This window comes from Ilumatobacter sp. (assembly GCF_039969435.1).
Classification (GTDB): Bacteria; Actinomycetota; Acidimicrobiia; order Acidimicrobiales; family Ilumatobacteraceae; genus Ilumatobacter_A.
Window position 1 is genome coordinate 85,945 of record NZ_JBDVNU010000005.1, and the last position, 11,249, is coordinate 97,193.

The 11,249-nt window shown below is 64.7% G+C and carries 12 protein-coding genes; all 12 read right to left on the reverse strand.

All coding sequences use genetic code 11. The features are described 5' to 3' along the window. Nucleotides 1–2: 2 nt before the first annotated feature. The 12 genes from lspA to ABJK40_RS00950 all read right to left on the reverse strand — a co-directional run bounded on the left by lspA (nt 3) and on the right by ABJK40_RS00950 (nt 11,197). The gene (gene lspA / locus ABJK40_RS00895) at nt 3–539 is read right to left on the reverse strand and encodes a signal peptidase II (RefSeq protein ID WP_348481157.1); all 537 of its coding nucleotides are present in this window, start codon (nt 537–539) and stop codon (nt 3–5) included. Beyond that, the gene (locus tag ABJK40_RS00900; protein ID WP_348481158.1) at nt 536–1,324 is read right to left on the reverse strand and encodes a cation transporter; all 789 of its coding nucleotides are present in this window, start codon (nt 1,322–1,324) and stop codon (nt 536–538) included. Before ABJK40_RS00900 ends, lspA begins: the two co-directional genes overlap by 4 nt. Beyond that, nucleotides 1,321–1,473, reverse strand: coding sequence for a hypothetical protein (locus ABJK40_RS00905; RefSeq protein WP_348481159.1), 153 nt, complete (start codon nt 1,471–1,473; stop codon nt 1,321–1,323). Before ABJK40_RS00905 ends, ABJK40_RS00900 begins: the two co-directional genes overlap by 4 nt. Next, entirely contained in the window at nt 1,470–2,048 is a 579-nt protein-coding gene (locus tag ABJK40_RS00910) for a class I SAM-dependent methyltransferase (RefSeq protein WP_348481160.1), read from the reverse strand. The genes ABJK40_RS00905 and ABJK40_RS00910 overlap by 4 nt, the downstream gene beginning before the upstream one ends. Further along, nucleotides 2,045–2,704 carry an adenylate/guanylate cyclase domain-containing protein gene (locus ABJK40_RS00915; RefSeq protein ID WP_348481161.1) on the reverse strand — a complete coding sequence of 220 codons (660 nt, stop codon included), beginning with the start codon at nt 2,702–2,704 and terminating at the stop codon, nt 2,045–2,047. The genes ABJK40_RS00910 and ABJK40_RS00915 overlap by 4 nt, the downstream gene beginning before the upstream one ends. Next, complete coding sequence (locus ABJK40_RS00920) at nt 2,701–3,054, reverse strand: DUF3703 domain-containing protein (RefSeq protein WP_348481162.1); 354 nt, start codon at nt 3,052–3,054, stop codon at nt 2,701–2,703. Before ABJK40_RS00920 ends, ABJK40_RS00915 begins: the two co-directional genes overlap by 4 nt. Then, the gene (locus ABJK40_RS00925; protein ID WP_348481163.1) at nt 3,047–4,711 is read right to left on the reverse strand and encodes a cation-translocating P-type ATPase; all 1,665 of its coding nucleotides are present in this window, start codon (nt 4,709–4,711) and stop codon (nt 3,047–3,049) included. The genes ABJK40_RS00920 and ABJK40_RS00925 overlap by 8 nt, the downstream gene beginning before the upstream one ends. Nucleotides 4,712–4,947: 236 nt before the next feature. Next, on the reverse strand, nt 4,948–5,310 hold the full coding sequence (locus tag ABJK40_RS00930) for a metalloregulator ArsR/SmtB family transcription factor (RefSeq protein WP_348481164.1): 363 nt from the start codon (nt 5,308–5,310) through the stop codon (nt 4,948–4,950). Between the two features lie 336 nt (nt 5,311–5,646). After that, nucleotides 5,647–6,069, reverse strand: a complete 423-nt coding sequence (locus ABJK40_RS00935) for a hypothetical protein (RefSeq protein ID WP_348481165.1) — start codon at nt 6,067–6,069, stop codon at nt 5,647–5,649. A 533-nt stretch (nt 6,070–6,602) separates the two neighbouring features. After that, on the reverse strand, nt 6,603–8,531 hold the full coding sequence (locus ABJK40_RS00940; protein WP_348481167.1) for a hypothetical protein: 1,929 nt from the start codon (nt 8,529–8,531) through the stop codon (nt 6,603–6,605). Further along, nucleotides 8,524–9,147 carry a sigma-70 family RNA polymerase sigma factor gene (locus ABJK40_RS00945; RefSeq protein ID WP_348510120.1) on the reverse strand — a complete coding sequence of 208 codons (624 nt, stop codon included), beginning with the start codon at nt 9,145–9,147 and terminating at the stop codon, nt 8,524–8,526. Before ABJK40_RS00945 ends, ABJK40_RS00940 begins: the two co-directional genes overlap by 8 nt. 13 nt (nt 9,148–9,160) lie before the next feature. Beyond that, the gene (locus ABJK40_RS00950; RefSeq protein WP_348481171.1) at nt 9,161–11,197 is read right to left on the reverse strand and encodes an O-antigen ligase family protein; all 2,037 of its coding nucleotides are present in this window, start codon (nt 11,195–11,197) and stop codon (nt 9,161–9,163) included. Between the last annotated feature and the right edge of the window lie 52 nt (nt 11,198–11,249).

The window sequence follows — 11,249 nt, forward strand, 5'->3', positions numbered from 1 at the left end:
CGTCATGCCTTTCCAGGACACGTTTGATCTCCACTGTCGTCGTAGCGGTCGGGGGATGCCGCTGCTCCACCCCGAATGCTTTCAGCGGTGGCGGTTGTGGCGTTGGGGGTTCTGATCGTGGTGATGATCCACCAGGTGACGCCGGTTGTGATGTAAATGTCGGCCAGGTTGAAGGTGGGCCACCAGCTGGTGTAAAGCATGTCGACGACGCTGCCGGATTCGAGCCGGTCGATGACGTTGGCGATTCCTCCTGCCACGATGAGCGCAACGGGGACGGTCGGCGCTCGGTGTGTCCGCCACATGTTGACGACGACGGCCACGAACGCGATGGTGATGATGGAAACGACAATTGTGGGGAGGTTCGAGAAGAGTCCGAAGGCGGTGCCGGAGTTGTAGGCGAGCTGTAGGTCGACGGGTCCAGGCAGTTCACGAGGGCTGTTGGACAGTGCACCGACTGCCCACCATTTGGTCGATAGGTCGATGACGACGAGCGAGACGGTTGCGGCGATGAATGCTGCGAGTGGCCGTGGGTTGGTCATCGGGTGAGACCGAGGATGCGGCGGGCGCCGTTGGCGACGACGAGAAAGATGATCGCGCCGGCGGCGAGGTCGGGGACAGCAGAGTTGGTGAGAGCGACGCCAATCGCGGCTGCGATGACGAGGGCGTTCACTTTGATGTCGTTGGCGGTGAAGATCCAGCTGGCCTGAAGGTGTACTTCGCCGGAGCGAACGCGGTGCAGGACGATCAAGGTGATGATGTTGCCGGCGAGCGCGAGCGCGGACAGCACGATCATCGAGGTCGGGTTGGGTAGTTCGGTGTCGACGATGAACCGGCGGATCACTTCGATCAGACCGAAGGTGGCGAGCCCGAGTTGGAGGTATCCGCTGGTACGGGCAAGTCGTTCCTTGCGGGCGGCTGCAGTGCCGACGGCGGCGAGGCTGAGTGCGTACACGCTGGCGTCGGCGCCCATGTCGAGTGCGTCGGCGATGAGTCCCATCGAGCCGCTGACGAGTCCAACGGTGAGCTCTCCGACGAAGAACCCGGCGTTGATGACGAGCGCGACGATGAGCGCGTTGCGTTCTCGGCCGGGTTCGTGGGCGGGGCCGATCTCGCTGGTGTCATCGACATGGCGAGCCCCGAGGCCGAGCGACTGGAGGGCAACGTCGATGGTGTCGGGCGTCGACTGGTGGTCGATGACGACGTCGCGAAGGTCGCTGTGGAACTCGATTCGGTCGATGCCGTCGACGTCGGACAGTGCCATACGGACGAGTTGCTCCTCGGCGGCGCAGTCCATCGCGGCGATGTGGAAGCGGCTGACTGTCACGACGATTTCAGGCGTTCGTGGATTCGAAGATCGACGAAATGTTCTGCGAGTGCCGGCCGTGGATCCAGGCCCGTGGTCTGGCGCGCGCACGAATGATCTTCCGTCCCGGCGCAGAGCACGACGAGATCGAAAGTCGTGGGGGAGGTCATGTGTTCACCGTCGTGGGCACGGTCGAACGAAAACGGAAGGCCTTCGGCTTGGCCTCGACGTCGAGGTCGCGGAAGCCGGCGGCCTCCAGCCGGCTTGCGAAGGTGTCGGGATCGACGAGCACCATCGTGTCGGCCAGGTGCGCGAGGCGGAACACTCGACTGCTTCGGCTGTCCGAGCCGGCGAAGGTACCCCCCGGTCGCAGGACCCGACGCACCTCACGCAGTAACTGGTCCTGCAGCTCTGGTGACGGGACGTGATGGAGCATGGTGAACGACACCGCGCCCGTGAAAGTGCCATCGGGGAAGGGCATTGCCGTGGCATCACCCTGCTGCACGGTGACGTTGGTATCAACGAACCGGCCTCGTAGCCGAGCCGCGAGTTCAGCGTCAATCTCCACCGCCGTGAGCGCGGCTACGCGGCGTGCGAGCACGTCGGTGGTCAACCCGGGGCCAGGCCCGATCTCGAGGACGTGGTCGCCGAGATCGACGTCGCGTAGGACCCAGGGGAGGATCTGATCCTGAATGGCGTGTCGCCAGTGCCCGGTGCGGCAGTACCAGCGGTGGAAGTGGTTCACGTCGAGACTCCGCTGAGGTAACGGTCCGGGGCGGCAGCGAAGGCGGCGACGCATGCGAGGGAACAGAACCGGTGCTCGACGCCCTCGTGGCGCACGCGGGCGACAGCTGCCTGGCAGGACAGGCGCATCCGGCAGACCGGGTCGACGGAAATGTCGATGTGCGTGGCGCACAACTCGATCGCCCAGAGCTCGACCGGGTCCAGGACGTTGCGCAGTTGGTGGGGACCGAGGGGGACGGCGTCGAGGTCGGCGGCGGTGATGGCATCGAGGATCGTGGCAGTGACGAGCGCTTGGCCGCTGCCGGCTCGGCTGGCGACTCGGGCGGCCAGGTTGACGGTGGCACCGAAGTAGTCGCCGCGACGTTCAACGACGGGGCCATGGTGGATCCCGGCGCGTGGCTCGGGGAAACCTTCGTGTTCGAAGGTCGCATGGAACAACCGGCGTACGGCGTCGAGGCCAGCTTCGGGGGTGAGCGCGGCGAACATCACGGCGTCGCCGATCGTCTTGACCAGCTCCGCGCCGCCGACGCCTGCTGCGATGGTGGCGATCTGGGTGAAGTCGTCGACAAGGTCAGCGGCGGCCTCGTCACCGTGGACGCCGGTGAGGGCGGTGAAACCGGCGAGATCGACAAACGCGATCGTTCGCTCGACGCTCACTTCTGCTCCGCGTGGAGGATCTGGGCCAGGTCGTCGGGGACGTCGGCAACCTCGGTGAGGCGCATCGTGGTGCGGCCGGTGTTGCCGATCGGGTAGCGCCCGGCGAGCGACCCGGGGCCGGCGACGATCAAGCGGATCGTCTGACCGGCGAGCTCCCGGCGGTCACGCCGCTTCGCGGCCAGCTTGAGCATGTGGAAGTGGGTACGGGTGTGCGGCCACGCCCACGGCTGAGACACGATGTGTGCCCGCTCGAGATGCGGCCACGGATCTGCGGCGGTGCTCGCTGCGGCGAGTTCAGCTGCCAGCCATTGACTGACGTGGGGCGGGATGCGACGGGTTCGGTCAGGCATGGCTGGTGTGGTCATGGTCGGGGCCTCCAATGTCGCGGCGGGCTCGGAGTGCGTTGGCGATCACAGCGATCTCTGCGACCTCGTGGATTGCGACGACGGCACCGAGGCCGAGAATGCCGAACGCAGCGACAGGGATGAGGCCGACGATGATCGCCCCAGAGAACGCCAAGTTCTGGAACATGATGGTTCGTGTTCGGCGTGCGTGATGGATGAGGTCGTCGAGGTGGATGAGGCTGTCGCCCATGATGGCGACGTCGGCCGCTTCGATCGCAACATCGGTGCCGGCCGCTCCCATGGCAATGCCAATTTCGGCGGTCACGAGCGCCGGGGCGTCGTTGATTCCGTCGCCGACCATGGCAACCGGGCCACGTTGGCGGAGCCGTTCGATGACGTCGGCTTTGTCGGTCGGAAGAAGTGCAGCGTTGATGTCGTCGATCCCGGCGGCTTTCCCCACGGCCCGGGCGGTGCCTTCGTTGTCGCCGGTGAGCATGGCGACGTGCAGGCCCATGCTGCGAAGGTCGGCGACCACCTCTGGTGTTTCGGGACGGACCTCGTCTCGTATGGCAATGATCCCGACACTGCCCCCATCGCATTCGACGACAACAACGGTGGCGCCGCCCGCCTCGAGACGTTCGACGTCGGCACCCAACGAACCGGGGTCGGCGAAATCAGGTTTGCCGACTTTGACGTTCGTGGCGCACACGACACCGGTGATGCCGTGACCGGCCAACGTCTGCACGTCTGATGCTTCCAGGACAGGAATCGGTGCGGCGGCGACGATCGCGGTGGCCAACGGATGATCACTGTTCGCTTCCAGCGCCGCAGCCCACTGCAGCACGTCATCACGGCTGTGGCCGTTGGCGCTGACGACGTCGACGACAGCCGGCTTGTTCGCCGTCAGCGTTCCGGTCTTGTCGAGCGCCACCACCTTGATCGTGGCGAGTGCTTCAAGGGCGGCGCCGCCCTTGATGACGATGCCCGCTTTCGTGGCGGCACCCACAGCTGCGAACACCGTCACCGGAACCGCAATAGCAAACGCACACGGCGATGCCGCGACGAGCACGACCAGCGCCCGTTCGATCCACAGCTCAGAGTCACCGAACAACGAGCCGACCACGGCGATCATGCCGGCAACGACGAGGATGCCCGGCACGAGCGGTGCGGCAATCCGGTCGGCGATCCGTTGCGAGCGGCCTTTGCGTTCCTGGGCGTCTTCGACCGCTCGCACGATCCGGGCCAGCGTGCTGTCGGCTGACTTCGCCGTCGCCTCGACGTCGAGGAGGCCGCCGCCATTGACGCCACCAGCGATCACCGTGTCGCCGACAGTCACTTCCACAGGGATCGACTCGCCGGTGACCGCTGACATGTCGAGTGCTGACGATCCGACAACGACGACACCGTCAGTCGGGATCCGTTCGCCGGTGCGTACGACCATCACATCGCCGGCATCGACCTCACTGGTTGCCACATCGGCAGTGATGCCGTCGCGGCGCAACGTTGTCATTTCCGGGACAAGGCTGAGCACGTGGCGGAGCCCTCGCCGCGATTTGGTGACAGCCCAATCCTCGAGTGCTTCCGAGATGGAAAACAGGAACGCCAACGCTGCCGCTTCGGCGTACTCGCCGAGGATCAGCGCACCGATCGCGGCGATCGTCATGAGCAGACCGACCCCGAGCCTGCCAGCGAACAGACCTCGCACGGCGCCAGGCACGAACGTCGAACCCCCGATGACGACCGCAGCAATCAGCAATCCGTCGGCGACGCCACCCGAAGCGATCAATCCGGCCACCCACAGACCGGCTGCGACGACCGCAGCGATCGTCCGCCAGCCCTCTTTCAGCCAGTGGCCGTCGTCATCCACGTCAAGGTTGCGAGGTGCGCAACACGTGTCAGTCACGACCTGACCTTTGGATGCTTGCCCATCAACGGGTTCGAGCACAACGTGACCGCTTGGCCGCCTTCGACGAGGAGTTGTTCGGCGGCCAAGAGAAGTTCTCGGACCTCGGGACGTGCGATCGAGTAGAAGACCTGACGGCGTGATCCGGGACGATCCACAACCAGGCCGCAACCCCTCAGACAGCCGAGATGATTCGACACATTCGGCTGCGACGCACCGACAACGGCGACGATCTCAGACACAGAACGTTCCCCGTCAAGTAGCGCCAACAGGATCGACAACCGTGTGCGATCCGACAGCCCATGGAACAGACGGGCGGCAACTTCGACATCCACTTGGTCCCGCACCGCAACAGCCATGGGCATACGATATCAGTAAACTATGATGTTATCATCCAATGTTGATGAATTTCCGGTTGGAACTCATAGCCGACCGACGTGCGCCGACAGTTATGCCGGTTGAAGCCCACTTGTTCACCGTGCTCCGAGAGTTTTCGATCGCTGGCGCTTCGTACTACTGCCGCTCGTAATCACAGATCGAAACGCTCCATCGGCCACTCGGTATCCGGCGAAGTGTGCGACCTTCGACAGGTGATTTGGTAGCGCATAGTCACGCTTCGGAGAGCGGCTGAGACCTGCGCTCTATCGGCACGTCGGCGCTCGGCCACCCGCTCGTGAATGTGTGGGGCCCTAGGACTACTCGCAGTCGCGATTCGGCGAGTCGGATCGATCGGTGCGCTCGAAAGCGATCGGTCCTTCGGGACCAGTGAAGCGTGCCGAGGTTTCGTTGAGAAGCACCAGTTCGCCAGCGTGGTACGGGTTTCCCCAGCCTTGCGGGGGGTTGGCGTTACCGTCACTGAGTGGCTCGGTCTGCCACCAATCGCCATCGATTTGTGCCCACTCGACACCGCAGTGCACATAGAGCTCGTAGTCGTAGGTTCGTTCAGCCTCCGCACCGGCTCCGTATGGAGCTTCATCCAGCTCTGCGCCGGTCGGCCCTTCGGCGGGATCGTCATCGTCGGAGCAGGCACCGAAGCTAAGTCCGAGGAGTGCGAGAAGGGCGGCAGATCGCATCATCCAAGTTTGACGCTGATCGACGCCGTTCGGTTCCCAATGCACGCATATCAACCAGAGAAGAGCTGAGATCGAACCGCCCAGTACGGCACGTCGGTGCTCGGCGACCCACCCGATATCAGCGGGCGAGTCGCACTCCCTCGGAGAAAAGTCCGGTCGCGCTTGTTGGATTGCTATTGGTCGACCGGCGGGCGGGACGATGATCGCCGCGGCACGAGGAACACGGTGCCGACGAGCACCGTCAGGAGAACGATCGCAACGAAAGCAGCGATATTCCGCGTCGGTCCCAGGTCGAACCTGCTGACGGAAATCCCGGCGAGCACGAGCGCAACCAAACCGAGCAGTGAGGCCGACAGCTTCCAGCTTCGGCTGTCCTGGCGATGGCCTGAGCGACGCATTGATCACAAGGGTAGTTCGCAAACAACCGTCGCCCAGCCGAGCGTGCATATCCGAAGCCAACCCGCTGAATCAACCGCTGGCAGACGGGGGGGGCCGGGTTCGCTCCCGCTCGGCGCGTCGGTGCTCGGCGTCTCGCTTGAGATCATCTGACCAGATGACCTCAGCCACACGTCTTCGTCCTACACGGTCGGCGTGCCGACGAGTACGAACGAGCGGATCTCGTCCGAGTTGCCGTACACAGAGCCGCGGGCCACGAAGCGACCGTCGATTACCTCGATTTGCCCGGTGTCGGCGAACTCGCCTTCGGTAGTACCGACGAGGTCGGCGAGTGACTCGACTGCATACGATTCGCCGTCGATCGTGCTTGCGAGCACGGCCCGGTTCTGGGTTCCCCACATGGGCAGAGTTGCAGGGTCGATGTCGAACTCGTCCAAGACGACGCCGTCGTCGACGACGGTTCCGACGGTTTCTTCAACCGTGGTCGCCGGCGAGACAATCGTGGTCGTCGGCACGGTACCGGGGGACTCTGAGCCGCTGAGGCCGGGCGAGGCAACGAGTTGGATGCTGCCGGGTGTGCTGACGAGGCGATAGCCGTCGGTCACTTGTTGACCGGTTGACTGGTCGATGACGGTGACACCGTTCGATGGGTCGATCACGAGGTCGTATCCGGAGCCGGTGATCGTGGTTGGTGTGTCGATGGTTCCGGGCGCCGCGTAGTCGACTTGCACGATCGACACCGTTGCACCGTTGGCGGTGGCTGCTCCGTAGGTGTTCAGGTGCGGATTGACCATCGAGTCGTCGATCACCACCGACCGCAGGTCGATTGCAGTTGTTGGGCCGTCGATGGAGTCGGTGACGACGTAGGACCCGAACCCACCGGCGAGTTGGTTGTCGAACGATCTGAACGAGCCGTAGTCGGACTCGACCATGCCGTCGAGGGCCTCGACGAACCCGCCGTCGTCCGTGATGAACCAGGTTCTACTGCCCGTGGCGGACCATGTCGTCAAGACGCCATTGCTGATCGAGGACGACTCGGCGGCCGGGTCCGGAAGATCGACCGACGTCAGAGTGGACCCATCGAATCGCCAGATCCCTGATCGAGGGGTCGATTCGAGCGCCGCAACATCCATCTCGGTGAGCCCGAGATCATTGGCGGAGAGTGTGCGCGTGTCGCAGAACTCTTCGATGTCGACGCCCTCGAGGACGTCGGTCGCGATGGGTGTCGACCCGGATTCCTGCGACGGGTCCTCATCGCAGCTGACGATGACACGGAGCGCACCGTCCACCCACTCCGGTTGGCCCACGGGTTCGATGCCGTCGAGTGATGCGACGACTGTTTCGTAGTCGACCCATGCCGGATATCTGTTGACGGCGACAAGCACGCCGTCAGAGAGCGGCGAGATCGACATGTCCGACGAGGCGCTCACGTGGTCGCTCGTGTAGCTCATCACTTCATCTGGCAGCGGGATCGATGACCAGGTGCGGGCTGCGATGTCGAATCTCCCGGCCGAACCCGGCGCTGCACCGGCGGTGGCTGGGGCTGTGCCCACTGCGTAGATGGCGTCGCCGCTGAACGTGGCGGTACGCAGACCGTCGGGGAGCACGTCGTCGACGATCTTGACCCACTCGCCGTCGAGGTTCTCGTAGAGCGAACGAGTGGTGAATCCGTTGCTTGCTGGTTCGGTGGCCAGGGCGTACCGCTCGGTGGTGTCGCCGTAGCGGAGCGCGATTGCCTCGGGACTGTCGGCATCCAGCACGGCCCATGTGATTCCTGGTTCGGCCGGGCGGGCGGCGCGTGCACCTGCGATCTCGATCTGATCAACCTCGATTGGCGGCGGGACGGTCAACGCCGGCGCAGTTGCAGGTTCGGGTTGCGGAACCGTGTCCAAGGGCTGGGCAGTCGGTGGAGCTTCGACGCGCTGTAGTTGTTGGATTCCGACAGCGGACACGGTCGCCACAGCAACCACGCCCGCGAGGGCGCCTGCCGTACGGCGGCGTCGCATCCGACGGTCACCCGTTCCGATGATCATGTCGACGCTGGTCGACGACGGGGACAGTGCAGCAGCCTGGCGTTGGAGTTCGTCACGGAGCGGGTTCGAGTCATGCATGGTCGTGGGGTCCTTCGTTGGGAGAGCGATGGGAGGGTCGATCCGATGTGAGATCGGGTGAGAGATGGGGGACGCTCTGGCGCAGCTGCGTCAAGCCTCGGTGGAGTCGGCTCTTCGCGGTGCCTGGACGGATTCCGAGCGCTTCGGCGCATTCGTGTTCGGAGAACTCGAGCAGGACCCGAAGCACCACCACGGAGCGGCGAGCCAACGGCAATTCGTGCAGCGCTCGGAGAAGGTCGCTGTCGCCGATGCCGTTGGCGAACGGTGTGTCATCGTGATGGTCCGTGACGAACGAGAGGTTGTAGCGGGCCTTACGCGCGACGCGCCGGAATCGCGATCTGCTGTGATTGACCGCCACGCGGTACACCCACCCGGCGGGCTGGTCCAGTGCCGAGACCTTCGACCATCGCTGATACGCGCTGATCATTGCCTCGTCGGTGGAATCTGCTGCCTGTTCGAGGTCGCCGATCGCGAGTGCGACCGCTCTGACGACTGCGTCGCGGCGCTCTCGATAGAACGTCTCGAAACTTGTTGTCTCGACGAACAATTCGAGGTCGCCGATCGTCGCCGCGACATTCAGCGCAGCAGTTGGGTGCTCCGCACTCAGTGACGACATGTCCGGTACACGCTCACCCACCGGAATCGGTTCCCGACGCCGCCGACATCGCGGACAGCTCATCGACGAGATCCTGCGCCTCGGTCGTGCCGGCTGGTTCCAATCGGGCTGCGCGTCCGAACGCTGTGATGGCGGCCTCGACGTTGCCAGCTGACGCCGACGCGTACCCCGAACCCAGCTGGCACTGGTAGCAGTTCGGGTCGTCTGCTGCGAGCCGCGACCAGGCTCTAACGGCGCGTGACACATCGTCGGGTCGTCCGGTTGCCAGGGCTGTGCGCAGGAGTTCGTCGGCAAGTGCAGTCGCCACGATCGGGTCGTTCGGACTGAGATCCACAGCGCGTTCGACATCGGCGACCGAAGCATCGAATCCGCTGATCGAGTGGCGTTGCAGATCCGCCGAAAGGAGCAGATACCGCACGACGTCAGGGCGCAGTTCGACGGCGCGTTGCGCTGCAGCCAAGCTCCCGGTGTCGACTGCTTGGCGCGCCGCACGGTCAGCAGCGATCGCGAACACACCCGACACGATCAGCACGAACGCAATCGGCACGGCAACCAAGGCGGACCGGGTGCCTCGGTTGGACCGGGTGCTCTTGATCGGTACCGAAGGTGATGCGACGAGCATTCCGGCGAACAACCAGAAGATCGGGTCGATCGTCGCCACCGGAAACAGAAACCACTGCTGCACCAGGTACGCGATGGCCCCCGCTGCCACACCCGCTTCGAGGCGCGAGCCCCTGCGCAGCGCCCGCCAACCCGCTACTGCGACCATCACGGCGATGGCAACGAAGAGCGCGGCCGCCGGCAGGCCACCCGCTGCTGCCACGTCGATCACCGCATTGTGGGCGCGATCAGGCAGTGGCGACCTGCCATAGGTGCGCTCGTAGGAAGCCGTGATCCCATCGACGAGCGAAGTGCGGTATCCCTCCGGTCCCACGCCCAGCCACGGGTGTTCGGCCACGATTCGCCACCCCACACCCCAGTCCGCCAGACGCGACCCGGCGCCACGTGTCCTCGTGGTCACCGAGGCGCTCGTCGGCACAGCGAGCAGGACCCCCACCACGACCGCACCAGCAGGCACCAACCCGGAAGGCCAAGTCACGTCGACAGACCCACGCCCCGTGCGCCTGATCGACATGGCCGAGATCGCCAACGCCGCAGCCACCGCAAGTGCCACCCACGCAGCGCGCGTCCCACTCCCGATCAAAGCGGCAACACCCAACGCAGTCGCGACTGCACCCAAAAGCCGCCACCATCGACCCTGCGAAACGGTGCAGCCCGCCACGCACACCGGCAGAACAAGACAGAGCGCCGCCCCGAGAAACGACGCCGACCCGTACGAACCACCGAGACGAACCGTGTCGGCACCGGCGTCGATGGGAGGGTGCCACCGCTCGACGTACGAGTACACGCCGAGGATGAAGCCAGCGACCACAACCCAGCGAGAAAATCGGAGCAGCCGATCCGGTCCGTCGAGCCGCGATCCAGCAGCCAAAGCCGCAAAGCCCATCACCCACGTCGCAACCCCCAGATGCCGTTCCGGGGTGCCAGTCCACGCGTACAGCGGGTCGCGACCGAACACAGCCGCTGTCGCAAGGACCCCAGCCATCCCGCCGAACAACAACACCACTCGACGATCAAGAGCAGACCCTCGGTCGCTGACCGCCACCGCCCACGCCACAACAACAGCAACCGAGACAGCAGCAAACTTGGCAACGACGAACGGGTACCAACCCCACGGATCAACCGCAGTCACCGACGCCACGACCACCGCACCGGCAAGATCGGCCGGCAGCAACGAGCGCCGAGCATTCACCTCCACACAATGACACGCCCACCGCCACCGTTCGGTTCCCGACGCCGCACCGGAAAGCTGCGCTTGCGTCTCGGAACGACCAGGTGCGCGAACCCGATACCCACAGCTCATAACAACTGCGCAGCCGACGGCCGTTGACCGATCAGATGGGACTGTCAGATCCGCGGTGTAACTGGTCTGGCCTGAAACGCTGAGCGACTCGCTCGGCTGGAAGGACAGACAACCATGACAGACCATGATGTGGCGGTGGCGACACCGTCGGATGAGACGAGCGAGGAGCGGCCCGATC

Excerpts from the sequence above, each read along its gene's own strand:
- lspA (WP_348481157.1), bottom strand. The coding sequence starts at position 539 with ATGACCAACCCACGGCCACTCGCAGCATTCATCGCCGCAACCGTCTCG.
- ABJK40_RS00905 (WP_348481159.1), bottom strand. The coding sequence starts at position 1,473 with ATGACCTCCCCCACGACTTTCGATCTCGTCGTGCTCTGCGCCGGGACG.
- ABJK40_RS00920 (WP_348481162.1), bottom strand. The coding sequence starts at position 3,054 with ATGCCTGACCGAACCCGTCGCATCCCGCCCCACGTCAGTCAATGGCTG.
- ABJK40_RS00925 (WP_348481163.1), bottom strand. The coding sequence starts at position 4,711 with ATGACGATCGCCGCGATCGGTGCGCTGATCCTCGGCGAGTACGCCGAA.
- ABJK40_RS00930 (WP_348481164.1), bottom strand. The coding sequence starts at position 5,310 with ATGGCTGTTGCGGTGCGGGACCAAGTGGATGTCGAAGTTGCCGCCCGT.
- ABJK40_RS00940 (WP_348481167.1), bottom strand. The coding sequence starts at position 8,531 with ATGCATGACTCGAACCCGCTCCGTGACGAACTCCAACGCCAGGCTGCT.
- ABJK40_RS00945 (WP_348510120.1), bottom strand. The coding sequence starts at position 9,147 with ATGTCGTCACTGAGTGCGGAGCACCCAACTGCTGCGCTGAATGTCGCG.
- ABJK40_RS00950 (WP_348481171.1), bottom strand. The coding sequence starts at position 11,197 with ATGGTCTGTCATGGTTGTCTGTCCTTCCAGCCGAGCGAGTCGCTCAGC.